At 65.4% G+C, this 25,159-nt stretch carries 25 protein-coding genes; 10 read left to right on the top strand and 15 right to left on the bottom strand.

All coding sequences use genetic code 11. The features are described from left to right. Positions 1-52 precede the first annotated feature (52 nt). The 3 genes from ptsP to KO516_RS18155 are packed head-to-tail and all read left to right on the top strand — an operon-like array spanning position 53 to position 5,288. The gene (gene ptsP, locus KO516_RS18165; RefSeq protein WP_216005212.1) at positions 53-2,527 is read left to right on the top strand and encodes a phosphoenolpyruvate--protein phosphotransferase; all 2,475 of its coding nucleotides are present in this window, start codon (positions 53-55) and stop codon (positions 2,525-2,527) included. Next, positions 2,524-3,498, top strand: a complete 975-nt coding sequence (pfkB, locus tag KO516_RS18160; protein ID WP_216005211.1) for a 1-phosphofructokinase — start codon at positions 2,524-2,526, stop codon at positions 3,496-3,498. Before ptsP ends, pfkB begins: the two co-directional genes overlap by 4 nt. Continuing rightward, positions 3,495-5,288 (top strand): PTS fructose-like transporter subunit IIB, encoded by a 1,794-nt coding sequence (locus KO516_RS18155; RefSeq protein WP_216005210.1) that lies wholly within the window; start codon positions 3,495-3,497, stop codon positions 5,286-5,288. Before pfkB ends, KO516_RS18155 begins: the two co-directional genes overlap by 4 nt. Positions 5,289-5,322: 34 nt before the next feature. Here KO516_RS18155 and KO516_RS18150 read toward each other — a convergent pair whose 3' ends face one another. From KO516_RS18150 to KO516_RS18125, 6 genes are all read right to left on the bottom strand, one after another. Then, positions 5,323-6,333 carry an endonuclease/exonuclease/phosphatase family protein gene (locus KO516_RS18150; RefSeq protein WP_216005209.1) on the bottom strand — a complete coding sequence of 337 codons (1,011 nt, stop codon included), beginning with the start codon at positions 6,331-6,333 and terminating at the stop codon, positions 5,323-5,325. Next, positions 6,333-7,016: a TerB family tellurite resistance protein gene (locus tag KO516_RS18145; protein ID WP_216005208.1), complete on the bottom strand. Its 684-nt coding sequence runs from the start codon at positions 7,014-7,016 to the stop codon at positions 6,333-6,335. The genes KO516_RS18150 and KO516_RS18145 overlap by 1 nt, the downstream gene beginning before the upstream one ends. A 51-nt stretch (positions 7,017-7,067) precedes the next feature. Further along, positions 7,068-7,547, bottom strand: coding sequence for a GNAT family N-acetyltransferase (locus tag KO516_RS18140; RefSeq protein ID WP_216005207.1), 480 nt, complete (start codon positions 7,545-7,547; stop codon positions 7,068-7,070). Next, on the bottom strand, positions 7,544-8,161 hold the full coding sequence (locus KO516_RS18135; protein ID WP_216005206.1) for a VOC family protein: 618 nt from the start codon (positions 8,159-8,161) through the stop codon (positions 7,544-7,546). The genes KO516_RS18140 and KO516_RS18135 overlap by 4 nt, the downstream gene beginning before the upstream one ends. A 125-nt stretch (positions 8,162-8,286) precedes the next feature. After that, positions 8,287-10,416, bottom strand: a complete 2,130-nt coding sequence (scpA, locus tag KO516_RS18130) for a methylmalonyl-CoA mutase (RefSeq protein ID WP_216005205.1) — start codon at positions 10,414-10,416, stop codon at positions 8,287-8,289. Beyond that, complete coding sequence (locus KO516_RS18125) at positions 10,379-11,314, bottom strand: hypothetical protein (protein WP_216005204.1); 936 nt, start codon at positions 11,312-11,314, stop codon at positions 10,379-10,381. Before KO516_RS18125 ends, scpA begins: the two co-directional genes overlap by 38 nt. A gap of 133 nt (positions 11,315-11,447) precedes the next feature. Between KO516_RS18125 and KO516_RS18120 the strand changes: the two genes are divergently transcribed. Then, positions 11,448-11,897: a DUF4174 domain-containing protein gene (locus tag KO516_RS18120; RefSeq protein WP_216005203.1), complete on the top strand. Its 450-nt coding sequence runs from the start codon at positions 11,448-11,450 to the stop codon at positions 11,895-11,897. A gap of 25 nt (positions 11,898-11,922) precedes the next feature. On the opposite strand, the gene KO516_RS18115 is transcribed toward KO516_RS18120, so the two are convergent. From KO516_RS18115 to KO516_RS18080, 8 genes are all read right to left on the bottom strand, one after another. Next, positions 11,923-12,426 (bottom strand): hypothetical protein, encoded by a 504-nt coding sequence (locus tag KO516_RS18115; protein ID WP_216005202.1) that lies wholly within the window; start codon positions 12,424-12,426, stop codon positions 11,923-11,925. 172 nt (positions 12,427-12,598) lie between these two features. Further along, on the bottom strand, positions 12,599-14,599 hold the full coding sequence (locus tag KO516_RS18110) for an acetyl/propionyl/methylcrotonyl-CoA carboxylase subunit alpha (RefSeq protein WP_216005201.1): 2,001 nt from the start codon (positions 14,597-14,599) through the stop codon (positions 12,599-12,601). A gap of 138 nt (positions 14,600-14,737) precedes the next feature. Then, complete coding sequence (locus tag KO516_RS18105; RefSeq protein ID WP_216005200.1) at positions 14,738-14,947, bottom strand: complement resistance protein TraT; 210 nt, start codon at positions 14,945-14,947, stop codon at positions 14,738-14,740. A gap of 187 nt (positions 14,948-15,134) precedes the next feature. Further along, the gene (locus KO516_RS18100; RefSeq protein ID WP_216005199.1) at positions 15,135-15,497 is read right to left on the bottom strand and encodes a hypothetical protein; all 363 of its coding nucleotides are present in this window, start codon (positions 15,495-15,497) and stop codon (positions 15,135-15,137) included. 96 nt (positions 15,498-15,593) lie between these two features. Next, positions 15,594-15,731, bottom strand: a complete 138-nt coding sequence (locus tag KO516_RS18095) for a hypothetical protein (protein WP_216005198.1) — start codon at positions 15,729-15,731, stop codon at positions 15,594-15,596. 214 nt (positions 15,732-15,945) lie between these two features. Beyond that, positions 15,946-16,332 carry a DUF6497 family protein gene (locus KO516_RS18090; protein ID WP_216005197.1) on the bottom strand — a complete coding sequence of 129 codons (387 nt, stop codon included), beginning with the start codon at positions 16,330-16,332 and terminating at the stop codon, positions 15,946-15,948. Between the two features lies 1 nt (position 16,333). After that, positions 16,334-16,678, bottom strand: a complete 345-nt coding sequence (locus KO516_RS18085) for a hypothetical protein (RefSeq protein ID WP_216005196.1) — start codon at positions 16,676-16,678, stop codon at positions 16,334-16,336. 20 nt (positions 16,679-16,698) lie between these two features. After that, on the bottom strand, positions 16,699-18,231 hold the full coding sequence (locus KO516_RS18080) for an acyl-CoA carboxylase subunit beta (protein WP_216005195.1): 1,533 nt from the start codon (positions 18,229-18,231) through the stop codon (positions 16,699-16,701). Between the two features lie 174 nt (positions 18,232-18,405). Here KO516_RS18080 and KO516_RS18075 point away from each other — a divergent pair, with 174 nt between their 5' ends. From KO516_RS18075 to KO516_RS18050, 6 genes are all read left to right on the top strand, one after another. Continuing rightward, positions 18,406-19,623: a multidrug effflux MFS transporter gene (locus tag KO516_RS18075; RefSeq protein WP_216005194.1), complete on the top strand. Its 1,218-nt coding sequence runs from the start codon at positions 18,406-18,408 to the stop codon at positions 19,621-19,623. Between the two features lie 76 nt (positions 19,624-19,699). Then, positions 19,700-21,091, top strand: coding sequence for a short-chain fatty acyl-CoA regulator family protein (locus KO516_RS18070; RefSeq protein ID WP_216005193.1), 1,392 nt, complete (start codon positions 19,700-19,702; stop codon positions 21,089-21,091). A gap of 226 nt (positions 21,092-21,317) precedes the next feature. Continuing rightward, a complete protein-coding gene (gene gatC, locus KO516_RS18065) occupies positions 21,318-21,605 on the top strand; it encodes an Asp-tRNA(Asn)/Glu-tRNA(Gln) amidotransferase subunit GatC (protein WP_216005192.1) in 288 nt (95 codons plus the stop codon). Beyond that, positions 21,602-23,089: an Asp-tRNA(Asn)/Glu-tRNA(Gln) amidotransferase subunit GatA gene (gatA, locus tag KO516_RS18060; RefSeq protein WP_216005191.1), complete on the top strand. Its 1,488-nt coding sequence runs from the start codon at positions 21,602-21,604 to the stop codon at positions 23,087-23,089. Before gatC ends, gatA begins: the two co-directional genes overlap by 4 nt. A gap of 29 nt (positions 23,090-23,118) precedes the next feature. Continuing rightward, positions 23,119-23,841, top strand: coding sequence for a hypothetical protein (locus KO516_RS18055; RefSeq protein WP_216005190.1), 723 nt, complete (start codon positions 23,119-23,121; stop codon positions 23,839-23,841). Next, a complete protein-coding gene (locus KO516_RS18050; RefSeq protein WP_216005189.1) occupies positions 23,802-24,500 on the top strand; it encodes an N-acetylmuramoyl-L-alanine amidase in 699 nt (232 codons plus the stop codon). Before KO516_RS18055 ends, KO516_RS18050 begins: the two co-directional genes overlap by 40 nt. 3 nt (positions 24,501-24,503) lie before the next feature. Here KO516_RS18050 and KO516_RS18045 read toward each other — a convergent pair whose 3' ends face one another. Beyond that, positions 24,504-25,154, bottom strand: coding sequence for a TetR/AcrR family transcriptional regulator (locus tag KO516_RS18045; RefSeq protein WP_216005188.1), 651 nt, complete (start codon positions 25,152-25,154; stop codon positions 24,504-24,506). Positions 25,155-25,159: the final 5 nt, after the last annotated feature.

The following is a 25,159-nucleotide window of genomic DNA, read 5'->3' as shown; positions in this document are numbered from 1 at the left end:
GGTGCCTCTGACCGCGCGACCATACTGACACGCGCAGGCCGAGGAGAACACCGTGCTTACCCTGACAAACGATCTCGTCGCGATTGGCAAGAGTGCCACCGACAAGGCGGATGCCATTGCACAAGCCGTGGATCTCCTCACTGCCGCTGGCAAGATCGATCCGCGCTATGGCGCGTCGATGATGGGGCGCGAAAAGGTGGCGAACACCTTTCTTGGCAATGGCATCGCCATTCCGCATGGCCTGCCCAAGGATCGCGACCTGATCCATGACACCGCCATCGCGGTGGTGCAGCTGCCCGCCGGGGTCGACTGGGGCTCGGGCGAGCGCGCCCGGCTGGTGGTTGCCATCGCTGCGCGCTCTGATGAACACCTTGCCGTGCTGACCAACCTGACCGACGTGCTGGGCGATGAGGCCGAGGCTGAAAAGCTCGCCACCACGCTCGATCCTGCCGATATCGTGGCGCGCCTGACCGGGCAGGCCGCCTCGCCCGCCAACGATACCGTACCGGCGAGCGATCTGGACCAGTCCTTTACCGCGACCATCCGCGGGGCGCACGGGCTGCACGCCCGCCCCGCCACGGCGCTGGTCGATATCGCCAAACGCTTTGATGCCGAGATCCAGCTGCGCCATGGCGAGCGGTCCGGCAACGCCAAATCGCTGATCTCGCTGCTGCGCCTCGGGGCGGAAAAAGGCACCGAGATCACCGTGTCCGCCGAGGGACCTCAGGCCGCGGAGGCACTGGATGCCCTGCGCGCCGCCTTCGCTGCGGGGCTGGAAGACGAAGATGACAGCGTCGGGGATGCGGCGGCGGGCTCGGCCCCGTCCGCCGTGGCGCTCGAATGGGAGGGCCATGTGCTGCCGGGGATTTCTTCCTCGCCCGGCTATGCGCTGGCCCCCGTCTTCCAGTTCCTGCGCGAAGATGTCACGTTTGACGAAACCGCCGCCGATGCCGTGGCCGAGCGTGAAAAGCTCGACGCCGCGATCCAGACCGCCTGGCGCCAGCTTGAAGACCTCTACGAAGAGGTCTGGAAGAAAAGCGGCCCCGCCAAGGCGCAGATCTTTCGCGCCCATCAGGAATTCCTTGGCGACCCCGAAATGATCGAGGCCGCCGCCGCGCTGATCGCGCAAGGCCGCAGCGCCGCATCCGGCTGGAATGCCGCCTTTACCGAACGCGCCGATTTGCTGGCGGGCATGCATGACGCCACGCTGGCCGCCCGCGCCACCGATCTGCGCGATGTCGGGCTGCGGGTGCTCAAGCTGCTGGGCCGGGTGACGGGGGGCGCGCGCCTGCCCGACACGCCCTGCGTGCTGGTGGCCGACGATCTGACGCCTTCGGATACGGCGCAGCTGGACAAGGCGCTGGTCAAGGGGCTGTGCACCGCGTCTGGCGGGCCGACCTCGCACACCTCGATCATTGCACGTTCTCTGGATATTCCCGCCGTGGTGGGCGCCGGTCAGGCGGTGCTGGACGTGGCCAACGGCACCCCGGCGCTGCTCGATGGCATGGGCGGCGCGCTGGTGCTGCGCCCGACCGACACCGATCGCAACTGGGCCGAGGCCGCGATGAGCGATCTTGCCCGGCAGCGCGAGATTGAGGCGCGCGATCGCTACAAGCCCGCCATCACCACCGATGGCGCGCGCATCGAGGTTGTCGCCAACATCTCGGACGTGCCCGAGGCGACGGCGGCGATCGAGGCAGGCGGCGAAGGCGTCGGCCTGCTGCGCACCGAATTCCTGTTCGTGAACCGCGACCATGCGCCCAGCGAAGACGAGCAGGTGGCGATCTATTCGGCCATGCTCGACGCGATGAACGGCTTGCCGATCATCATCCGCACGCTCGATGTGGGCGGCGACAAGGAGATCCCGTATCTTCAGATGCCGGTCGAGGAAAACCCGTTTCTGGGCGAGCGCGGCATCCGCTTCTGCCTGACCCACGAGCCGATCTTCCGCACCCAGTTGCGGGCAATCTTCCGCGCCTCGGCGCGCGGCCCGGTGCGCATCATGTTCCCGATGGTCGCAATGACCGACGAGCTCGATGCCGCGCTGCGCATCGCCGAAGAGATCCGCGCCGAGGTCGGGGCCGAGCGCGCCGAGATGGGCATCATGATCGAGGTGCCCTCGGCCGTGCTGATGGCCCCCGAACTGGCGCAGCGCGTCGATTTCTTTTCCATCGGCACCAACGATCTGACCCAATACGCGCTGGCGATGGACCGGATGCACCCGACGTTGGCGCGCAAGGCCGACGGGCTGCACCCGGCCGTGCTGCGGCTGATCGACCAGACGGTGCAGGCCGCCAACGCGGCGGGCATCTGGGTCGGTGCCTGCGGCGGCGTCGCGGGCGATCCGCTGGGTGCGCGCATCCTCAGCGGGCTGGGGCTGGTGGAACTGTCGGTGTCGATCCCGTCGATCCCCTCGGTCAAGGCCGAGCTGCGCAGCCTGTCGATGGAGCAATGCCGAGACCTGGCGCAGCGGGCGCTGGCCTGCCCCGATGCGGCGTCGGTCCGGGCGCTGGGAGCATCGCGATGAGCCGTCCCCGCATTGCCGCCGTCTCGCTCAATTCGGCCATCGACCAGACCGTCACCTGCCCCGGCTTTGCGCTCGACAGCGTCAACCGGGCCGCATCGACCCGCACCGACGCTGGCGGCAAGGGCGTCAACGTGGCATCCTTTCTGGCCAGCTTCGGACATGACGTTGCTGTCACCGGCCTGCTTGGTCGCGACAATGCCGCGCTGTTCGAGGCGCATTTCAAGGCCTCTGGCCTGCATGACGATTGCCTGCGCATCGATGGCGCCACCCGCACCAACATCAAGATCGTCGATCCCGACGCGAACACCGTCACCGACCTGAACTTTCCCGGCGCGCCCGCCAGCGCCGCCGATCTGCGCGTCGTGGCCGAGCTGCTGACGGATCTGCTGCAAGGCGGGCTGTCATGGGTCGCGCTCTGCGGCTCGCTGCCGGGCGGGCTGAAGCTCGATGCCTATGCCGGGCTGGTCGCGCTGGCCAGACGCAGCGGCGCGAAGGTTGCGCTCGATACCTCGGGCGCGCCGCTGGAACAGGCGCTGCGCGCGGCGCCCGACCTGATCAAGCCCAACATCGACGAGCTTGGCGCGCTGCTTGGGCGCAGGCTGACCGGCCCCGATCAGGTGGTGGCCGCCGCGCGCGAGATCACCCGCAAGGGCGTCGCGCTTGTCGCCGTGTCGATGGGCGCCGATGGCGCCGTGCTGGTGACCCCGCACGAAGCGGTTCTGGCCGTGCCACCAAAAATGCAGGTGGTCAGCACCGTCGGTTGCGGCGATGCCATGGTCGCAGGGCTGATCCATGCCGACACGCTTGGCCTGTCACTGGCCGACAGCGCCCGGCTGGCCACCGCCTTTTCGCTCGGCGCTCTGGGCGAGATCGGTCCGCATCTGCCCGCCCCCGCACGCATCGAAGACCACGCCCGCGCGGTCACCGTGACCGTGCTCGAAGATCATACGAAAGGGAGGATCCACGCATGACCAGGATCGTTGCCGTGGCGGCTTGCTCGACCGGCATTGCTCATACCCACATGGCCGCCGAGGCGCTGGCGGAAACCGCCCACCGTATGGGCCACCAGATCCGCATCGAACGCCAAGGCGCAAACGGCACCGAAAACCCGCTGAGCGCGGCCGAGATCGCCGAGGCCGACGTGGTGCTTCTGGCCACCGATATCGGCATCGACGGCGCACGCTTCGCTGACAAGCCGCTGCACCGGGCCTCCACGTCGGACACCGTGCGGCACACCGGCGCGGTCCTGCGCGCCGCGCTTGCGCTGACGGGCGATCGCGTGCAGGCGCCAGTCGAAGTGCCTGCGCCTGCGGCTGCCCCCGCAGCTGTGACACGGCTTGTCGCCATCACCTCCTGCCCGACCGGCATCGCGCATACCTTCATGGCGGCCGACGCGCTGAAAAAGGCCGGGGCCGTGCGCGGCTGGGACGTCGCGGTGGAAACCCAAGGCTCGGTCGGCTCGCAAAACACTCTGAGCGATGAGCAGATCGCGCAGGCCGACCTCGTGGTGATCGCCGCCGACACCCATGTCGACGACAGCCGCTTTGCCGGCAAAAAGGTCTACAAGACCTCGGTCGGCGCCGCCGTCAAAGGCGCGCCCAAGCTGCTGGACGAGGCCGTCGCCAATGGCGCGGTGCTGGGCGGCAAAGCCGGGTCCGCGTCGCTGGCCGGGCAGGTCGCCGATGCCAAGGCCAAACGCTCTGCGGGCCGGTCCGGCCCCTACATGCACCTGCTCACCGGCGTGTCCTACATGCTGCCACTGGTGGTTGCGGGCGGCCTGCTGATCGCGCTGAGCTTTGTGTTCGGCATCAAGGCCTTTGAACAGGAAGGCACGCTGGCCGCCGCGCTCATGGCCATCGGTGGTGGCGGCGCCTTTGGGCTGATGGTGCCGGTTCTTGCGGGGTTCATCGCTTTTTCCATCGCCGACCGACCGGGCCTGACGCCGGGCCTGATCGGCGGGATGCTAGCGGTCAACCTGCAGGCGGGTTTCCTTGGCGGCATCGTCGCCGGTTTCCTTGCCGGTTACGTGGCGCGCTGGCTGCGCGACAATATCAAGCTGCCGCAGACGCTTGAAGGGCTCAAGCCGGTGCTGATCCTGCCGCTGCTATCGACCCTCGTGACCGGGCTTGTGATGGTCTATATCGTCGGCGAGCCGGTGGCCGCGATCCTTGCGGCGATGACCAGCTTCCTGCAAGGGCTTGGCACCACCAATGCCGTGCTTCTGGGCCTTGTGCTGGGCGGCATGATGGCGATCGACATGGGCGGGCCGATCAACAAGGCGGCCTATACCTTCTCGGTCGGGCTGCTGACGTCTGACACCTACGCGCCGATGGCCGCCACCATGGCCGCGGGCATGACCCCGCCGCTGGGCCTTGCCATCGCCGCATGGATCGCCAAGAACCGCTTTACCCGCGAAGAACGCGAAGCGTCGGGCGCCTCCGCCGTGCTGGGGCTGAGCTTCATCACCGAAGGCGCGATCCCCTTTGCCGCCAAGGACCCGGCCCGCGTCATCCCCGCGATCGTCGCCGGTTCTGCCGTCACCGGCGCGCTGTCGATGCTTTTGGGCTGCAAGCTGGTGGCCCCGCATGGCGGCATCTTCGTGCTGGCGATTCCCAACGCGGTGACCAACCTTGCCGGCTACGCCATGGCCATCGCCATCGGCACGGTGATCACCACCGCCCTGCTGATCGTGCTGAAAAAGCCGCTGAGCGCCGCTGAAGCCGGGCTTGACGGCGACAAGGCCGCCGTGCCCGCCCAATGAGACCCCAGCGCGCCCCTTCGGGGGCGCGTTTTGGTTAGGCCGTCGGATCGACCGTGACCAGATCCACCGTGACGGGAAAATGGTCAGAGGCATCCAGCAGCGCCGCGCACAGATCCGCATCGCGCCAGCAGACCGCATCGTCGAACGGGTGCCAGATGCGCCATTGCGCGCCCTCGGCCAGCCCCGACGACACCATCACGTAATCCAGCATGAACTGCATGTAGCGCCCGGTATCTTCCATGTAGAACCGCGCCGAGGTCGGCTGCGGCGCAAGCCCGGGGCGCAGCGCCTCGACCGCATTCGGATCGCGCAGCGCCCCCGCGCCCTGCCCCAGTACGATCTCGACCGAACTGCGGCCGAACAGATGCTCGTATTCGTCCAGCCCCGGCCCATCGTTGAGATCGCCCATCACCACGACCTCTTCGCCCGCAGCCAAAAGCGCATCGACGCGCCGCCGCAGCCAGATCGCCTGCGCCAGCTGCTTGCGCCGGTTCGAGATGGAAAGACGCATCACCTGATCATGCCCCTTGGCCCCATGCGGCGCCTTCGATTTCAGATGCGCCCCGATCAGCCGAAAGCGTTGCCCAGAGGCGGTGACCACCTCGACCTCAAGCGGCGGCTTGGAAAAGGTCACGTCTTCGGCCTTGGCGTCGATATCAAGGTCGATGCGCAGCACCCCGTCAAAGCGGGGGGCATCGGGGCTGTCCATCGGCGCGTGCCGCACGCTGAGCACCGCAGGATCATACAGCAGCGCGATTTCCTGCTGGGTGCTGTTGATGAAGCCGGTCAGAACGCCCGTAGTGCGCAGGTTGAATGCCTCGACAAAACTGCTGAGCGCGCGGGCGGTGTCCCGGCGCGTGTTAGTGTCGGGGGCTTCGATCACCATGATGGCATCGGCGTCCATCGCGGTAAAGACGATGCCCAGCGCTTCGGCCTGTCGGATGCGCGTCACACCGTAGCGGGCCGACCAGCCGTCTTCCAGCAGCGCCCCGGAATCGTCGAACAGCGCGTCGAACCATTCAACGTTATAGGACGCCAGCCGCATCAGGCGGCATGCCGTCTGGAGATCTCTTCCCAAGCGCGGTTGATGTCGATCAGACGTTTTTCGGACAGCTTCACCGCTTCCTGAGGCAGGCCGCGCGCCTGCATCACGTCAGGATGGCAGGCGCGCACCTGCGCGCGCCAACGCTGGCGCACCTCGTCGAGCGGCGCATCGGGCGAAACGCCCAGCACCGCATAGGGATCGGGCACCGCATCGGGCACGAAACGGGCGCGCAGGGTGCGAAAATCGGATTCGCGGATCTCAAAGATCGCGGCCACGCGTTCCAGAAACGCATCCTCGCCCGGATGGTAATGATCGTCCGCAATGGCGATATAGAACAGCCCTTCGAGCAGATCGCGCAGCGGCTCGGTGCGCGCGCCGAACATGCGGCGGATGCGGGTGGCGTATTCTTCAAAGCCTGCAACGTCTTGCCGGGCAAGGTTGAACACGCGGGCCGCCGCCGCCTCGTCTTCGGGCGCAATGGCGAACACCTCGCGAAAGGCGCTGACCTCGTTGCGGGTGACCTGCCCGTCGGCCTTGGCCATCTTGGCCGACAGCGCGATCACCGCGATGGTGAAGGCGACGGATTGCTCGGGCGGTGTGCGCAGACGCTCGAACACGGCGCCAAGGCTTTCACCGGCGCGCAGGGCAGCAATGGCTTCGGAGATGCGGGACCAGATCGACATGGCGGGATTCTATCCCAGACAGCGGGGGCTGTCAGGCGCAACCCGACGCGATCACAGAAATTTCTGCATGAGCACAAGATCCATCCAGCGCCCGAACTTATGCCCGACGCGCGGCAGGCGGGCCGCCTCGGTGAACCCAAGCGCGGCGTGAAAGGCCACGCCTTCGGGGTTTTCCCCCGACACCCCTGCAAACAGCGACTGAACGCCCTCGGCCCGCGCGGCGGTTTCCAGCGCCGCCATCAGCGCCCGGCCAGCGCCCTTGCCGCGCGCCTCGGGGGCAAGGATCACGCTGTGTTCCTTGGTAAAGCGATATCCCGGCCCGCTGCGGAACGGGAAATAGGTGGCAAGGCCAACCAGCTGCCCCGCGTCTTCGGCCACCTGAAACGCCGCGCCGCGGGCGGCGATGTCGGCACCAACGCCCTCAGCTGTCTTCAAATCGGTGCTGAAGGTGATGGCCGTGGTCTCAATCCATGGGTTCCACAAGGCAACAAGCGCTGCGGCATCTTCAGGCCGGGCCTGCCGGATGATCATTGCAGGATGCGCCTTTGCCCACCCGCGCCGACCAGTTCCGCCCGCAGTCCCGGCGCATCGCCGCTGCGAAACGCCACCTTCGGCGCATCGAGATGCGGTGCCAGCAGCGCTTGCAGCGCCTCGGCGTCCGGGTGGGTGACCTCAAGCCGCTCGAGCCGTGTTCCCGATGCCGACAGGATCGCCCCGGCGGGCACCGGGCTGAGCCACTGGATCAGCGCCGGGAACATGCCGCCATAGGGCAGCTCGCCGTTTTCGGGCACCGACATGATCCAGCGCAGCCGCCCGCGCGACAGCGCCACAGGCTGGCCCGCCATCGGCAGCGCCTCGATTGCCGCCGAGATGTCGGGCACGCGGCAGACCCAGTTGCCCAGCCGCGCCGGACCCTTCAGCCGGTCCAGCCCGAACCAGCGCGCACCAATGGGCGGCAGCGCGCCGGGATCGATTGCCAGCGCCTCAAGGTAAACGCCGCCCAGACCCAGCAACTGGTTGTGCGTGCCGTAGCGTTCATGCCTGCCGCCAGGCAGCAACGGCTGGCCAGTTGCCGCCTCGGCATGGGCCGCCGCCTCTTCCAGCGTTTCCCCAAGGACGACAATGTGATCGAGTTGCAGGGTCATGCGGCCAGTCATATCGGTTGCGGTCGAACCACGATAGGAAAAGCCCGACGCCGCGCAAGCCGCAAAACGCCAACGGAGGCCGGGTGTGGCCCGGCCCCAGCGATTTCACCCCCAAAAGGGGAAACTCAGCCGCGCGCTTCGCGGATAAGTTTCAGGATATCCTGCGCCGCCTTGGGAATATTGGTGCCCGGACCAAAGATCGCCTTCACACCTGCATTGTACAGGAACTCGTAATCCTGCTGCGGAATGACGCCACCGCAGATCACGATGATGTCGCCTGCGCCCTGATCCTTGAGCGCCCGCACCAGCTGCGGCGCCAGCGTCTTGTGCCCGGCGGCCTGACTCGAGATGCCGACGATATGCACATCGTTGTCGATGGCATCCTGCGCCGCCTCTTCGGGGGTCTGGAACAGCGGACCGACATCGACGTCAAAGCCGATATCGGCAAAGGCGGTGGCGATGACCTTGGCCCCCCGGTCGTGCCCGTCCTGACCCATCTTGACCACCAGCATCCGAGGGCGGCGCCCCTCGTCCTCGGCGAAATCCTCGACCGATTTCTGGATGGCGGCAAAGCCTTCGTCGCCCTCATAGGCGGCGCCGTAAACGCCCGCCAGAGTCTTGACCTCGGCCCGGTGGCGGCCGAACACCTTTTCCATTGCCATGCTGATCTCTCCGACAGAGGCCCGTGCGCGGGCTGCCTCGACCGCGGCTTCCAACAGGTTGCCGCCCTCTTTTGCGCGCCGCTCGACCTCGGCCAAAGCCGCATCGCAGGCGGCCTGATCGCGGTTTGCGCGCAGCCGTTCCAGCCCCGCGACCTGCCCAAGCCGTACCTTGGCGTTGTCGATATCAAGAATATCGATCGGGTCTTCCTTGGCGAGCCGGTACTTGTTGACCCCGACGATCACATCATCGCCGCGGTCGATGGCGGCCTGCCGCCGGGCCGCGGTTTCCTCGATCCGCAGCTTGGGCATCCCCGAGGCAACGGCCTTGGTCATGCCGCCCATCTCATCGACCTCTTCGATGATCTTCCACGCCTCTTCGGCCAGCTGCGCGGTCAGCGATTCCACGTAATAGCTGCCCGCCAGCGGATCGACGACCTTGGTGACGCCGGTTTCCTCCTGCAGGATCAGCTGGGTGTTGCGCGCGATGCGGGCGCTGAATTCGGTTGGCAGGGCGATCGCCTCGTCCAGCGCGTTGGTGTGCAGCGACTGCGTGCCGCCAAGCGCCGCCGACATCGCCTCGTAGGCGGTGCGGATGACGTTGTTGTAAGGGTCCTGTTCGGACAGGCTGACGCCAGAGGTCTGACAATGGGTGCGCAACATCTTGGAGCGGGTGTTCTGCGCGCCAAGATCGGTCATGATCCGCGCCCAGAGCATCCGTGCCGCGCGCAGCTTGGCGATTTCCATAAAGAAATTCTTGCCGATGGCAAAGAAGAACGACAGCCGCCCGGCGAACTTGTCGATATCCATGCCGGCATCCATCGCCGTCTTCACGTATTCCTTGCCGTCTGCCAGCGTAAAGGCCAGCTCTTGCACAAGGTTCGCGCCCGCTTCCTGCATGTGGTAGCCGGAAATCGAGATACTGTTGAACTTGGGCATCTCGTTGCTGGTGTATTCGATGATGTCCGAAATGATGCGGATCGAAGGTTCGGGCGGATAGATATAGGTGTTCCGCACCATGAATTCCTTGAGGATGTCGTTCTGAATGGTGCCGGACAGGATGGCGCGGCTGTGGCCTTGTTCCTCACCCGTGACGATGAAATTGGCGAGGATCGGGATCACCGCGCCGTTCATGGTCATCGACACCGATATCTTGTCGAGCGGGATGCCATCGAACAGCACCTTCATATCCTCGACGGAATCGATGGCGACACCGGCCTTGCCGACATCGCCCACCACGCGGGGGTGATCGCTGTCATAGCCGCGGTGGGTGGCCAGATCGAAGGCAACCGACACGCCCTGCTGCCCCGCCGCCAGTGCCTTGCGGTAAAAGGCGTTGGATTCCTCGGCGGTAGAGAAGCCTGCGTATTGGCGGATCGTCCAGGGCCGCCCGGCATACATCGTTGCCTTGACGCCGCGGGTAAACGGCTCGATCCCCGGCATCTCGCCCAGCTGCGCCAGCCCTTCGATATCCTCGGGGGTGTATAGCGGCTTGACCTCGATCCCCTCGAGCGTCTGCCAGTTCAGATCGCTCAACGGCTTGCCCCGCAGTTCCTTTTCAGCGAGCGCCTGCCAATCGTCCCTTTTCGCTGTCATGGGTGTCTCCTCTCTCTTGTGGAGCGGGCGGCCGGTCTGGCCTGCGTTGGTCCGCTTCCGGGTCCTCTGTCAGTCGTGCAACCCCGTCCGCCCCGGCGCGCAGCCAGAACAGATCGTCCGCATATTGTTCGCGCAGCTGCGCGCTTTGCGCTTGGGTAAAGGGCATCCAGCGCCCCTCGCCCTGCGGCAGCGCCGATGGGTCCTCGCCGCGCAGGGCAAGCGCCTCGCGCAAATCGGCCAGCGAGGGCGCGCGATGCGCCCAGATCCCGGTTGGCGGCATCGGCGGCGTGTATAGCAGCCCGCTCGCCTGTCGCAGCAGCCGGTCGGGTCGCATCACGTAGCGTTCGAACGGGGTGACCAGCAGCTCGGTGCGAGGCAGCGCCCCGGCCACATCGGTGATCACCTGCCGCCAGCCGCGCTGTGCCGCCACCAGCCGCCCCAGCTGCGCCGGCGTCGGCAAGGGCAGCCCGCGCGCCACCAGAAACGCCAGCGCCGAGGCCCACCACATTTCCGGCGAGCGGATCTGGATCACGGCGCGCGACAGCTGCGGAAAGCCCGCAGCGACGCGGCGCAGCCGGTTGCCCGCCTCTGGGTAAAGGCATTCTGCCCGCAGACAGGCGCGCGGCGAGCCAAGCATGTTCTCGTCCGAGACCAGCAGCTGCGACAGTCCACGCCGGGCGCTGCCTTTTAGCGCGAGGCGCACACGCCCCTGCGCGCGCTGCGCCTCGGCCGGGTGTTGCGACGGGTCCATCAGGCCGTGCAACAGGCCCTTGCGGGTCTGCCACGGCCCCCAGACGCCGATGCCCTGCCCGGCAAGCTGCGCATCGGCGCCGCGAAGATAGGTCTGAAAAGTGGTGGAGCCCGTGCGATGGGCCCCAAGATGCAGGATAACATCCATGACAATCGTCCTTTGAAAAGATCCGCGGCATCATGCGGTCCCTTCCCTGACGATGTGGTTAATCCTGAGAAAAATCGCCCCGCGCACAGGGTAGCCATATGCAGCGGACGCGATCGCACCTATATTGCAAGGCATGATCCGAAGGACCGCAATTGCGCTGATCGGCGCCACGCTCGCCTGCCCTGTTGCTGCCGCCGAGCAGCCCGGGGCAGAGATCATCCGTTCCGCCGAGGGCGCAACGCTGGAAGAGTTCCGCTGGACAGCGCGCCCGCTGGTGGTCTTTGCCGACAACCCCGCCGATCCGCTATACATCCAGCAGATGGCATTCATCGCCGAACGGCTGGACGCGCTGGCAACCCGCGATGTGATCGTGCTGACCGACACCGATCCGGCGGCACGCTCGCCGATCAGGCTGGCGCTGCGCCCGCGCGGCTTCATGCTGGCACAGATCGCCAAGGATGGCACCATCCTGTTCCGCAAACCGGCGCCATGGGACGTGCGCGAGATCACCCGGTCGATCGACAAGCTGCCCCTGCGCCAGCAGGAAGTGCGCGACCAGCACAGAACCCTGACGCAGCCGTAAGGGCGGCGGCCACCGCCCCCGGCGGTCAGTAATCCATCGCCCGCAAAGCCCAGGCGCGCTTGTTCTTCCAGTCGACCAGCGTCAGGATCTTGGTATTGGGATCGTAGATCGTCAGCGTGGCGGGGCTGAGCATGGCATCGAACAGCAGATCCTGAATGTCCTCGTCCATGCACATCGCGACACCCGCCGCCCCCGCCTGAATGATGCCAAGGCCCGAGCGTTGCTCGTGCTCGCGCACGGCAAGGGAAATCTCGTGCGGACTGAGCCCCATGGTGAAGGCGACCGGCCTGCCCTTTTCGAGCAGGTAAAGCGCGCCGGACAGGTCGCCGACCTGCGTCACTCCCGCCTTGGGATAGCGCGCGTACAGCGAATACATCGCCGCGGTGCAGCCCAGCCGGTCGCGGAAATACAGCGGCTCGCGCACATACACCGTCTGTTCGAGATGCTTGCGCAACGACGTCTCCGTATCGAAGAAGCAGCCGCTCAGAGACAGCGTGACGACAAACCCCGCAAACATGCGACGGACCATGAGACTCCCCTTTGGCCAGACCTGAGACAAGTCTGGCCAACAAAGGTGACCTGCATGGCCGGAGAATGGGGCGGCAACGGCGCGTTTGCGTCAAATGCAACGGGTCCGCCCCGGCCTTGACCGGAACGCCCTTGCAAGGGGATATGTCGCGCCGCGCCATCCCTATGCGCCCTTATTCGAACTCCATGATCACGTCGTCCACAGCAAGGCTGTCGCCGGGGTCAGCGTTGATCTTTTTCACCACTGCCTTGCGTTCGGCGCGCAGGATGTTTTCCATCTTCATCGCCTCGACGGTGCACAGCGCCTGACCTTCCTGCACCTCGTCGCCCACCGCGACGTTCATCTTGACGATGAGGCCCGGCATCGGACACAGCAGCATCTTCGACGTATCGGGCGGCAGCTTTTCGATCATCAGCCGGGCGAGTTCCGCCTGACGCGGCGTGCGCACATGCACCTTGAGATCGGCACCGCGCGAACGGATGCGGAAGCCCCCCGAGATCTTGCCGACCTTGAGCACCAGCGGCTTGCCATCCACAACCATATGCGCGAGCGCGTCGCCCGGCGTCCAGTCGCCCTCGACCCGCAGGTCGGCGCCATCGGCGAAGCTGACGGTCGAGCCGGACTTGTCCGCCGCGATGGTCACGTCGAAATCCACGCCCTGAAGCGCGATGTTCCACACATCGCCCACCTTGCGCTCGTGGTTGTCGAGCGTGCCCGAAATGCGCGCCCGGCGAATCTCGGCCACCCGGTTCATCGCTGCACTTGCCGCCGCGATGCTGCGCAGGGTGTCTTCGGCAAGGGTGACGCCGTGGAAACCCTCGGGGTATTCCTCTTCGATGAAGGCCGTGGTGATATCGCCCGAGATGAAACGCGGGTGATCCATCACCGCCGCCACGAAGGGCAGGTTGTGGCCGATGCCCTCGACTTCGAAACTGTCGAGCGCATTGCGCATCGTCTCGATGGCGTCCTCGCGGGTCGGGCCCCATGTGCACAGCTTGGCGATCATCGGATCATAGTACATGCTGATCTCGCCGCCTTCGAACACGCCGGTATCGTTGCGCACGATGCCGCTGCCATGCGGGCCCTCGGCGGGCGGGCGATAGCGGATCAGGCGGCCGATCGACGGCAGGAAGCCACGATAGGGATCTTCGGCGTAAAGCCGGTTTTCGATGGCCCAGCCGTTGATTTTCACATCGTCCTGAGTGATCGTCAGCGCCTCGCCATCGGCGACACGGATCATCTGTTCGACAAGGTCGATGCCGGTGATCAGCTCGGTCACCGGGTGTTCGACCTGAAGCCGGGTGTTCATTTCAAGGAAGTAGAAGTTCTTGTCGCCATCGACGATGAATTCGACCGTGCCGGCGCTGGTGTAATCCACCGCCTTGGCCAGCGCCACGGCCTGCTCGCCCATTGCCTTGCGGGTCTGTGCATCAAGGAAGGGGCTGGGCGCTTCTTCGACGACCTTCTGGTTGCGGCGCTGGATCGAGCATTCGCGCTCGTTCAGCCACAGCCCGTTGCCATGCGCGTCGCACAGCACCTGAATTTCGATGTGCCGCGGCTGCGTGACGAATTTCTCGATAAAGATCCGGTCATCGCCAAAGCTGCTGGCCGCTTCGTTCTTCGAGCTCTGAAAGCCCTCGCGCGCCTCGTCGTCGTTCCAGGCGATGCGCATCCCCTTGCCGCCGCCCCCGGCGCTGGCCTTGATCATCACCGGATAGCCGATCTGATTGGAGATCTTCACCGCCTCTTCGGCATCCTCGATCAGGCCCATATAGCCCGGCACGGTGTTGACCCCGGCCTCTTGTGCCAGCTTCTTCGAGGTGATCTTGTCGCCCATCGCCATGATCGCGCCCTTGGGCGGGCCGATGAAGGCGACGCCGGCGGCCTCGAGCGCCTCGGCGAATTTCGGGTTCTCGGACAGGAAGCCATAGCCCGGATGCACCGCCTGCGCGCCGGTCTGCTTGATGGCATCCATGATCTTGTCGATGATGATGTACGACTGGTTCGCCGGCGGCGGGCCGATGTGCACCGCCTCGTCGGCCATCGCCACGTGCAGTGCGTGCTTGTCGGCGTCGGAATAGACCGCCACCGTCTTGATGCCCATCTTCTGCGCCGATTTGATCACGCGGCAGGCGATCTCGCCTCGGTTGGCGATCAGGATCTTGTCGAACATCTCCGTCCCTTTCCTTCTTATCCTCTGGCACCCGCAGCGCACTGGCCGCGAGGCACGAAAAAAGCCACCGGGGCACGGGGCCCCGATGGCTTGCAAAACTGAACCGGCCGGGCGCGCTGCCCGGCGGTCAGGAAGCTCTTATCTGCACACGCCCGGCGTGACGTCGTCACATACGACACCCGCGGTCGCACCAACGGCCGCGCCGACCATGCCGTCGCCGCCAAGGGCGCGGTCTGCCAAGTAGCCGGCGCCTGCGCCGATCCCTGCGCGCGGCAGGTCGGACGATTCGCAGGCCGCGAGGCCGAAAAGTCCAAGGATGGCGACTGATTTGAGGATGGTCTTGCCCATGTGGAAAACTCCCTGTGTTCCGAAACTGCAATCAACGCATCAACGCCACAGCCCGCAAGGATGTTCCACAGGATTCGCATCGTTGTGGGCGCGTGGGCGGAACCTTGCCCGCCTGCCCCGGCGTCATTGCACGCTTTCCCGGTCCCCGGGAAAGCGGCAGACAGAACCCGCGCATGTTCAAACGCGATCAGGCCCATTCCGACCCTTCTTCGAAGGCTTCGGGGAAAGACACCCGCGCCACCGATTCGTTGATCACCAGCAGCGATTCGTAGCTTGCGGGATCGAAGGGATCGTCAAAGGGCAGCACCTCGCGGCCGAACAGCCATGACAGGCGGCCGGCATCAAGGTTGCCCCGTTCAAACGGCTCGCTTCCGAAATGCGCCCAGAGCGCCGCCATAAAGGCAAGATCTGCGCGCTTGTCCGCCGACTTGCGATCGCGGTATCGCTCGCGCTTGGTCAGCGGCGTCGCACCTTTCGGGTTTCCCCGACGAATAATGAATTGGTAATCGCTTCCGGGCAGTCGCCCGGGAAAGCCGCGGTGTTTCAGCATCGCGCGCCCTCCTTGGTTGGGGGCGCCGCGGGGGCGATGCGCCCGAGGCCGTGCCCCGGGTGGTGGGGGACGGGCCCGGAGGCCCGTCCCGTCAGATCACTTGTACTTGCCGGTGTACACGGGCTCGACGCTGATCGGCTCCGGTTCTGCGACGACGTACTCTTCTTCCTGCTGGCCACAGGCTGCGAGGCCGAAAAGGCCGAGCATTGCCAGAACTTTGATGCTCTTGGACATCTTTGTCTCCTGTCATGTTCAACGGAACCGGCAAGACCATGTGGTCCGACCCGTCCTCGTTCCGAGGTAAAGATTGCTTGGGCGCAATCCGACCTCAACATAGCCCAAATATTTGGGGGGCAACATGTAATCGCAACGAGATAGGCATTTTGTGGCGGGAAAGACGCAGTGCCTGCCCCATTGACAAAATACCTTTCAAGACTAGGGACTTGCATCAGAATGCCTCCCAGATGCAGCGGCCCTTCTCAAGGCTGTAGGCCTCGAAAACCTGCGTCACCTGCGGCGCCAATTCGCCGAAGGTCACCGGCGATTCCATCAGCGAGATCACGATGCGCGTCGGTTGCGATTCACTGTCGTCAGTTGCCGAAACGGCAAGCTGCGCACAAAGCGAATCCATGTCGGTGGCCAGATGGTCGAAATCGGGCGACTCGCCCGCCAGCGCCGGCGCAACAAAGCGCAGCCGAAAGACCGGCCCCTGCCCGGTGTCGTCCCGGATCATGTCATGAAAGCTGACCGCCATGCCCGAAGGCACCGTCACCGGCGCGCCCTGCGCCAGTGGGGTCGTGGCAGCCGCCAAGATGATGGGAAACAGCGACGTCATTTCAGGACCACCTTGTCCAGCGTGCCCGGCGGTCCGGGTCTTCCAGCAGTGCCTCGATGCGGGCGAGCGCCGCGTTGCGCGCCCCTCCCGCATCGAGCTGACCCCCGGCGATCAGCCGGGTCGCGTCCGCGCTCTCCTCAACGCGGATGCATGGCGTAAAGCCGCGAAGCCCCTGCAGGGCGCGCCACAGGTCCTGTCGCACATGATGCGCAAGGCGCGCCTTGTGCCGAACCTTCGGCAGCAGCGTTTCGACCGCCAGATCGAAACGCGCTGGCCAGCGGCGGGCAAGGATCAACGCCCCGTCCTCATTGGCCAGATGCCAGCCCTTGCGGGTGTAGCGGCTCATGATTGCCCCTCCCTGACCGCTTACAGCGGGATATTGTCGTGTTTCTTCCAGGGGTTGCTAAGCTTCTTGTTGCGCAGCATGGCAAAGGCGCGGCTGATCCGGCGACGGGTCGAGCGCGGCTGGATCACCTCGTCGATGAAGCCGCGTTCGGCGGCGACAAAGGGGTTGGCGAAGCGGTCTTCGTATTCCGCCGTATGGGCGGCGATCTTGTCGGCATCGCCCAGATCGGCGCGATGGATGATCTCGGTCGCGCCCTTGGCGCCCATCACCGCGATTTCGGCGGTGGGCCATGCGTAGTTCACATCGCCGCGCAGGTGCTTGGAGGACATCACGTCATAGGCGCCACCATAGGCCTTGCGGGTGATCACCGTGACCTTGGGCACCGTCGCCTCCCCATAGGCGAACAGCAGCTTGGCACCGTGCTTGATGACGCCGCCATATTCCTGCCCGGTGCCCGGCAAAAAGCCCGGCACATCGACAAAGGTCAGAATCGGGATTTCGAAACAATCGCAAAAGCGCACGAAGCGCGCCGCCTTTTTCGAACTGTCGATATCAAGGCACCCCGCCAGCACCATCGGCTGGTTCGCGACAATGCCCACCGTGCGCCCCTCGAGCCGCATGAAGCCGGTGATGATGTTCTTGGCGTGATCTTCCTGAATCTCGTAGAAATCGCCCTCGTCGGCGACCTTCAGGATCAGCTCCTTCATGTCGTAGGGCTGGTTGGCGTTTTCCGGGATGATGGTGTCGAGCGAAGTCTCGATGCGGTCGACATCGTCGAAGAACGGCCGCACCGGCGGCTTTTCGCGGTTGTTGAGCGGCAGGAAGTCGACAAGGCGGCGCACTTCGGCCAGCGCTTCGACATCGTTGTCAAAAGCCCCATCGGCGACCGAGGATTTTTTCGTGTGCGTGGACGCACCGCCCAGTTCCTCGGCGGTGACCACCTCGTTGGTGACGGTTTTGACCACGTCGGGGCCGGTCACGAACATGTAAGAGGTGTCGCGTACCATGAAGATGAAGTCGGTCATCGCCGGGCTGTAGACCGCCCCGCCAGCGCAGGGCCCCATGATGACGGAAATCTGCGGCACCACGCCCGAGGCTTCGACATTGCGCTGAAAGATCTCGGCGTAGCCCGCGAGCGAATCCACGCCCTCTTGAATGCGCGCGCCGCCACTGTCGTTAAGCCCGATCACCGGCGCGCCGTTCTGCACCGCCATATCCATGATCTTACAGATCTTCTGCGCATGGGTGGCCGACACCGACCCGCCCAGCACGGTGAAATCCTGACTGAACACATAGACCATGCGGCCATTGATCGTGCCCCAGCCGGTGATCACGCCATCGCCGTAGGGGCGGTTCTTTTCCATGCCGAAATCGGTGCAGCGATGTGCGACGAACATGTCGTATTCTTCAAAGCTGCCCTCATCGAGCAGCAGCTCGATGCGCTCGCGCGCGGTCAACTTGCCCTTGGCGTGCTGGGTGTCGATGCGCTTTTGCCCGCCACCAAGGCGAGCACCGGAGCGACGTTCTTCGAGTTCGTGCAGAATGTCTTTCATGTCCGTCCCTTTCCGTTTGGGCGAACCATACCCCTGAAACACCATTGCTCAAGAGAATTTCGGCAAATTTGCAAATCCTGAAAAGGCAGATGTTTGCAAATTGCAAATCGCCAAATTGTACCTGTGACGCATTCCGGATAGACAAGACACAAGCCGCAGCTTACCCCATGACCCATGTCCAAGCCGCCCTTGGTCCGCTTTCTGGATCGTAGCACCCCGCCTCATATTGTCACACTCATTCTGCTGGCCGGTCTTTCCGCGCTGGCCATGAACGTGTTCCTGCCATCGCTGCCCAAGATGGTGACCCATTTCGACACCGACTACCGGGTGATGCAGCTGTCGGTGGCGATCTATCTGGGGGTCAACGCGGCGCTTCAGATCGTCATCGGGCCACTGTCGGACAAGCTGGGGCGACGCCCGGTGATCCTGTGGGGGGTCGGGCTGTTCTGCATCGCCACATTGGGCTGTATTTTTGCGCCCAACACCGCAGTATTCCTGATCTTTCGCATGTGTCAGGCGGTGGTGGTCACCGCCATGGTGCTTAGCCGCGCCGTGGTGCGCGACATCGTTCCGCAGGATCAGGCAGCGTCGATGATCGGCTATGTCACCATGGGCGTGGCCGTGGTGCCGATGATCGGCCCGGTGATCGGCGGCATGCTCGACGAGATCTTTGGATGGCAAAGCACCTTCTGGATGCTACTGATCATGGGGCTTGGTATCTTCTGGCTGAGCTGGCGCGATCTGGGCGAAACGCTGGTGTCGCGCGGGCTTTCGCTGGGCCAGCAGTTCCGCGAATATCCCGAATTGCTGCGCAGCCCGCGCTTTTGGGGCTACGCGCTGACCTGCGCGCTGTCGTCGGGGGCGTTCTTTGCCTATCTCGGCGGCGCCCCTTTTGTCGGCTCGCAAGTGTTTGGCATGACACCCTCGGTGCTGGGGTTCTTTTTCGGCGCGCCCGCCATCGGCTATTTCGTCGGCAACGGGCTGTCGGGGCGGTTGTCGTCGCGGGTCGGGGTCAATCGGATGATCCTCTGGGGCTGCATGATCAACACCGCAGGCCTTGCGCTGGCGCTGGTGCTGTTTGCCGCCGGGTTCGATTCGCGCTGGACGTTCTTTGGCTGCATGACCTTTGTCGGGCTTGGCAACGGCATGACCATTCCCAACGCCACGGCGGGGGCGCTGTCGGTGCGCCCGCATCTTGCGGGCACAGCATCGGGCCTGTCGGGGGCGATCATGATCGGCGGCGGCGCTGGCCTGTCGGCGCTTGCCGGCAGCCTGCTGCAACCGGGCAGCGGCGCAAACCCTCTGCTCTGGCTGATGTTCGCCACCGGTGCGGGATCGATGGTGTCGATCGCCATCGTCTTTGCCCGCGAGCGCAAGCTGCGCGGCTACTGACGGGCTGGACCCGGTCGCAAAGATTTGCAAACAGTCCTCTACCCGGCGCTAATCTGCAAACGGGAGGAGGACGACCATGGCGATACGCAAGCTTTACGCTGGCGCAAAACTGCGAGACCTGCGCGGGCGCCTCGCCCTGACGCAAAAGGATTTCGCTGCAAAGCTGGGGATTTCGCTGCCCTACCTCAACCAGATGGAAAACAACAACCGGCCGGTGTCGACCACCGTGGTGCTGGCGCTGGCGCAGGAATTCGGCTTTGACGTGACCGAGCTGGGACAGGGCGATAGTGAACGGCTGGTCTCGGACATGCGCGAGGCGCTGGCCGATCCGCTGTTTGCCGAGACGCCGCCGCTGGCGGATCTGCGGCTGACGGCATCGAACGCACCCACCTTTGCGCGGGCCTTTCTGGAGCTGCACCGCGCCTATCGCCAAACCCATGAGCGGCTTGCCAGCCTCGACGAGGCGCTGGGGCGCGAGGGATCGCAGCTGCAACCCTCACCTTGGGAAGAGGTGCGCGACTTCTTTCATTACTGCGACAATTACCTTGATGCGGTCGATCGCGCTGCCGAACATTTTGCCAGCAAGCTGAGCGGTGAGACCCGCACGGCGGTAATCTCGCACCTGCAGAACCGGGGGATCTCGGTCGAGATCACCCAAGCCGAGCCGCTGCGCAACTATGACAGCGCAGCGCACAAGCTGACGATTTCCGGGCTGGTCCCGACAGAGACGCAGAGTTTCCAGCTGCTGGTGCAGGTGGCGCTGCTGCGCCAGAACGATCTGCTTGAGGCAACGCTGGATCTGGCGCGGTTTCACACCGACGCCGCGCGCGCCATCGCCAAGCTGGGACTTGCGAATTATTTCGCCGGGGCGGCGCTGATGCCGTACCGCGCCTTTCTTGCCGCGGCGCAGGACACCCGCCACGATCTGGAGCTGCTGGCCGCGCGCTTCGGGGCCAGCATCGAGCAGGTGGCGCATCGCCTGTCGACACTGCAACGGCCCGGGGCCAAGGGTATTCCGTTCTTTTTCGCGCGGGTCGATCAGGCCGGAACGATCACCAAGCGGCATTCGGCGACGCGGCTGCAATTCGCCCGGTTCGGCGGGGCCTGCCCGCTGTGGAACGTTCACCGCGCCTTTGAAACGCCGGGTCATTTTCTGCGCCAGCTGGCGGAAACCCCTGATGGCGCACGCTATGTACTGCTGGCGCGCGATGTGACCAAGCGCGGTGGGCATTTTGGCGCGCCGGTGCGCCGCTATGCCATGGCGCTTGGCTGCGAGGTCAAGCACGCCGGGGCGCTGGTCTATGCCGACGGGATGGACCTGAACCGCGACGGCGCCTTCGAGCCGATCGGCATTTCCTGCCGCATCTGCGAGCGCACGACGTGCCACCAGCGCTCGGTTCCGCCGCTTGAGCGCCAGCTGTCGATCCATCCCGAACGGCGCGGCCTGCTGCCCTATGAGCTGGAGTGAGACTGCGCCTGACACCATAGCGCAGGCGTGGATTGCGCGGGCGGAGGGGGAGCTGCCCCCGCCCTTCGGGCCCCCCGGGATATTTCAGGCCAGAAGAAACCGGGGCGCAACGCCCGTCTTTCGTTGTTGTGAAACGTGGAAAGCGCTGCGGTGGCGCCCCGGTGCTTGCGGCCCGCGCCCTGCGGCGGTAAAGCGGGCAAAACCTCACGGGACAAGGGAACCGCCCATGTCGATCGACACCGGCACCGCCGCCAAGGTGGCCAAGCTCGCACGCATCCGCGTCGAGGAAGACCGTCTGCCAGAGCTTGCGCAGGAATTTTCGGACATTCTCGATTTCATCGAGCAGCTGAACGAGGTCGACGTGAGTGGCGTCGAACCGATGGTATCGGTTACGCCGATGCGTCTGGCGCGCCGGGTTGACGGCGTCACCGATGGCGGGATGCAGGACAAGATCCTTGCGAACGCGCCCGACGCCCGAGAGGGATTCTTTGCCGTGCCGAAGGTGGTGGAATGAGCGATCTGACCAAACTCAAGGTGGCCGAGGCGCGCGATGCGCTGCGGGCCGGGGACGTGACCAGCGCCGAGTTGACCGAGGCCTGTCTTGCCGCCATCGATGGCGCCGATGCGCTTGGTGCCTTCGTGCACAAAACCCCCGACATTGCCCGTCAGCAGGCGGCGGCGGCGGATGCGCGCATTCAGGCCGGGGATGCGCCCGCGCTTTGCGGCATTCCGATGGGGATCAAGGACCTGTTCTGCACCAAGGGCGTGCCAAGCCAGGCAGCCTCGCGCATTCTTGAAGGCTTCAAGCCCGAATACGAATCCACCGTGACCTCGAAGCTGTTCGAGGCAGGGACGGTGATGCTGGGCAAGCTGAACATGGACGAGTTCGCCATGGGCTCGTCGAACGAGACATCCTGTTACGGCAACGCGGTGAACCCGTGGCGGCGCAGCGATGACGCGGCGGCGCTGACGCCGGGCGGCTCCTCAGGCGGCTCGGCATCGGCCGTGGCGGCGGATCTGTGCCTTGCGGCGACCGGCACCGACACCGGTGGATCGATCCGCCAGCCAGCGGCCTTTACCGGCATCACCGGCATCAAGCCAACCTACGGGCGTTGCTCGCGCTGGGGCATCGTGGCCTTTGCCTCTTCGCTCGATCAGGCCGGGCCGATGACCAAGGACGTGCGCGACAGTGCCATCCTGCTGAACGCCATGTGTGGGCACGATCCGAAGGACAGCACCTCGGCCAATCTGCCGGTGCCCGATTTCGAGGCGATGCTGACCGGCGATATCCGCGGCAAGACCATCGGTATTCCGCGCGAATACCGCATCGACGGCATCTCTGACGAGATCGACGCCCTGTGGGATCGTGGCCGCGACATGCTGCGCGATGCGGGGGCCAAGATCGTCGATATCTCGTTGCCGCATACCAAATACGCGCTGCCGACCTATTACGTCATTGCGCCTGCCGAGGCGTCTTCGAACCTCGCCCGCTATGACGGGGTGCGCTACGGTCACCGCGCCAAGCTCGCCAGCGGCGAGGGCATCAATGACATGTATGAAAAGACCCGCGCCGAGGGGTTCGGGCCCGAAGTACAGCGCCGCGTCATGGTCGGCACCTATGTGCTGTCGGCGGGCTTTTACGACGCCTATTACAACAAGGCCCGCAAGGTGCGCAGCCTGATCAAGCGCGATTTCGAGCTGGCCTTTGCCGATGGCGTCGATGCGATCCTGACGCCTGCGACGCCCTCGCCGGCCTTTGGGCTGGGCGAGATGCAGGACGCGGACCCGGTGCAGATGTACCTTAATGACGTCTTCACCGTGACGGTGAACCTTGCCGGTCTGCCCGGCATCAGCGTGCCCGCCGGGCTTGGCCACGAAGGCCTGCCACTGGGGCTTCAGCTGATCGGCCGCCCTTGGGAAGAAGGCGATCTTCTCAACACCGCCTATGCGCTGGAACGCGCGGTCGGCTTCGTGGATAAGCCGGCGAAATGGTGGTAAGCAGTCCGAAACAAGGGGTGACGGGCAGGATGAAAACTGTACTTATGATGACCGCAGCGGCGCTAGCGCTGGCGTCTTGCGCGCCAAGCGTGCCGGACAGCGGTGTGGGTTTCGAGGATTACCAGACCTACGCGCAGCGCCAGCAGGCGGCTGAGCAGGCCGGCGCGGCCCCCCTGCCCGGCATCCGTCCGGGACAGAGCGTGGTGCAGGCGCCCACCGGCGCTACCCCCGACAGCGATGCCGACGCCACGGCGCGGGTGCGTGCGGCGGCGGCCAACAGTGGCATCACTCCGCTCGAGGCCTCGCCCGGCAACACGCCGCCGCCGCTGGTCAGCGAGCCGCAGGTGGTGACCAACGCCGCCGGTATTTCGAACGAAAACAGCTTTGAAGCGGTGAGCGCCGAGCGCGACATCGGCGCCGACGCCGCGCTGATCGCCCAGAACCGATCGCAATATCACGTGGTTGCGCCGACCGACCTGCCGCCGCGCCCCGATGGCACCGGGCCGAACGTGGTGGAATACGCGCTGCGCACGTCGAACCCTGTCGGCTCGCCGATGTATGATCGCAAGGGGCGCTACGACGGCAACCGCATCAGCGCCGCCTGCAACGCCTATGCTTCGCCGGATCTGGCGCAGGCGGCCTTCCTGTCCGAAGGTGGCCCGCAGAAAGACCGCAAAGGTCTTGACCCCGATGGCGACGGCTTTGCCTGTTCGTGGGATCCCGCGCCGTTCCGCGCGGCGCGCGGCGGCTGACCCCGGTCTGGCATCCGTCTGACAATTTCGGCCAGCGCCGCCTCGGCGCTCGGCCCGATATCGTCGTGATCCACTATACCGCCATGGCCTCGGCAACGGCCGCGCGGGATTGGCTGTGCAACCCCGCCTCGGAGGTCTCGGCGCATTACGTCATCGCCCGCACCGGCCAGTGCTGGCAGCTGGTGCACGAAGACATGCGGGCATGGCACGCCGGGCGCGGCGCATGGGGCGGCATAAGCGACGTGAACTCGCACTCGATCGGCATCGAGCTGGCGAACACCGGGGCCGAGCCCTTTGCCGAGGCGCAGATGCGCTCGCTCGAAACCCTGCTGCCGGGGATTCTGGCGCGCTGGGATATTCCTGCGCATCGGGTGATCGGCCATTCCGACATGGCGCCGGGGCGCAAGATCGACCCCGGCCCGATGTTTGACTGGTCGCGACTGGCGGACAAAGCTCTGGCGGTGTGCCCCGAGCCGGGCCACGCCCCCGGCGATTTCCACGCCGACCTGCGCCGCTTTGGCTATGTCTTCACCGAAGCGCAGCACGCGCCGCTGCTGGCCGCGTTCCGCGCCCGCTTTCGCCCCGGCGTGCAGGGGCCAATCGACGACACCGATGCGCGGCTTGCGCGGGCGCTGGCCGAACGCTGGCCCGCTCTCTGAGCGTCAGGTGCTGTAAGCGGCCAGAAACATCCGCACGGCGGCGCGGGCGGTGTGTTCGATCTCGGCCTCGGGCGGCACGTCCTGCCGGCGCCCGAACAGCCGGGCCCGCCATGTGCCAGCGGTCGACAGTTCGACCAGCTGCACCGCTGCAAGCTCGGGATCCTCGATGCGCAGATTTCCCGCCTTGGCCTCGCAGCTCAGGAAATCGGTCAGGCAGCCAAGGAAATGCCGCGCCCCGGCGTCGTAAAAGCGCACGCCCAGTTCGGGCATCCGGTCCACCACGCTGACCACGATGCGCTGCGCCCGGATCACGTCATCGGAATTGAGCTGCGTCGACAGGCCGATGGCATAGGCCAGCAGCCGCTCTTCGGTGCTGCCCGCCTCTGCCAGCCGCTCGGAGATTCCGGCGAAGAAGGCGCTGCGCCGGCCTTCGATCAAGGCGACAAACAGGTCTTCCTTGCTGTCGAAATAGACATACAGCGTGCCCTTCGACACCCCCGCCGCCTTGCAGATGCTGTTCATCGAGGCGGCATCGAACCCCTGTTCGACAAAGATCCGCCACGCGCCATCCAGAATCTGGCGACGTTTGTCGGGGTCTTGCCCGGCGGCATGACGGCGCTTTTGCGCGCAGCTTTCATCGATCTTTGTGCTCATGCCAC

This window comes from Citreicella sp. C3M06 (assembly GCF_018860705.1).
Classification (GTDB): domain Bacteria; phylum Pseudomonadota; class Alphaproteobacteria; order Rhodobacterales; family Rhodobacteraceae; genus Salipiger.
This window is presented reverse-complemented; position numbering and strand designations above follow the sequence as displayed.

Coding starts and splice junctions, on each gene's coding strand:
- KO516_RS18140 (WP_216005207.1), bottom strand. CDS start 7,547: ATGATCATCCGGCAGGCCCGGCCTGAAGATGCCGCAGCGCTTGTTGCC.
- KO516_RS18095 (WP_216005198.1), bottom strand. CDS start 15,731: ATGTCCAAGAGCATCAAAGTTCTGGCAATGCTCGGCCTTTTCGGCCTC.
- KO516_RS18080 (WP_216005195.1), bottom strand. CDS start 18,231: ATGAAAGACATTCTGCACGAACTCGAAGAACGTCGCTCCGGTGCTCGC.
- KO516_RS18115 (WP_216005202.1), bottom strand. CDS start 12,426: ATGGTCCGTCGCATGTTTGCGGGGTTTGTCGTCACGCTGTCTCTGAGC.
- KO516_RS18090 (WP_216005197.1), bottom strand. CDS start 16,332: ATGACGTCGCTGTTTCCCATCATCTTGGCGGCTGCCACGACCCCACTG.
- KO516_RS18150 (WP_216005209.1), bottom strand. CDS start 6,333: ATGCGGCTGGCGTCCTATAACGTTGAATGGTTCGACGCGCTGTTCGAC.
- KO516_RS18135 (WP_216005206.1), bottom strand. CDS start 8,161: ATGACCCTGCAACTCGATCACATTGTCGTCCTTGGGGAAACGCTGGAA.
- pfkB (WP_216005211.1), top strand. CDS start 2,524: ATGAGCCGTCCCCGCATTGCCGCCGTCTCGCTCAATTCGGCCATCGAC.
- KO516_RS18105 (WP_216005200.1), bottom strand. CDS start 14,947: ATGGGCAAGACCATCCTCAAATCAGTCGCCATCCTTGGACTTTTCGGC.
- KO516_RS18085 (WP_216005196.1), bottom strand. CDS start 16,678: ATGAGCCGCTACACCCGCAAGGGCTGGCATCTGGCCAATGAGGACGGG.
- scpA (WP_216005205.1), bottom strand. CDS start 10,416: ATGACAGCGAAAAGGGACGATTGGCAGGCGCTCGCTGAAAAGGAACTG.
- gatA (WP_216005191.1), top strand. CDS start 21,602: ATGAGCGATCTGACCAAACTCAAGGTGGCCGAGGCGCGCGATGCGCTG.
- KO516_RS18055 (WP_216005190.1), top strand. CDS start 23,119: ATGAAAACTGTACTTATGATGACCGCAGCGGCGCTAGCGCTGGCGTCT.
- KO516_RS18075 (WP_216005194.1), top strand. CDS start 18,406: ATGTCCAAGCCGCCCTTGGTCCGCTTTCTGGATCGTAGCACCCCGCCT.
- KO516_RS18155 (WP_216005210.1), top strand. CDS start 3,495: ATGACCAGGATCGTTGCCGTGGCGGCTTGCTCGACCGGCATTGCTCAT.
- KO516_RS18110 (WP_216005201.1), bottom strand. CDS start 14,599: ATGTTCGACAAGATCCTGATCGCCAACCGAGGCGAGATCGCCTGCCGC.
- KO516_RS18120 (WP_216005203.1), top strand. CDS start 11,448: ATGATCCGAAGGACCGCAATTGCGCTGATCGGCGCCACGCTCGCCTGC.
- KO516_RS18070 (WP_216005193.1), top strand. CDS start 19,700: ATGGCGATACGCAAGCTTTACGCTGGCGCAAAACTGCGAGACCTGCGC.
- KO516_RS18125 (WP_216005204.1), bottom strand. CDS start 11,314: ATGGATGTTATCCTGCATCTTGGGGCCCATCGCACGGGCTCCACCACT.
- KO516_RS18145 (WP_216005208.1), bottom strand. CDS start 7,016: ATGTCGATCTGGTCCCGCATCTCCGAAGCCATTGCTGCCCTGCGCGCC.
- KO516_RS18100 (WP_216005199.1), bottom strand. CDS start 15,497: ATGCTGAAACACCGCGGCTTTCCCGGGCGACTGCCCGGAAGCGATTAC.
- gatC (WP_216005192.1), top strand. CDS start 21,318: ATGTCGATCGACACCGGCACCGCCGCCAAGGTGGCCAAGCTCGCACGC.
- KO516_RS18045 (WP_216005188.1), bottom strand. CDS start 25,154: ATGAGCACAAAGATCGATGAAAGCTGCGCGCAAAAGCGCCGTCATGCC.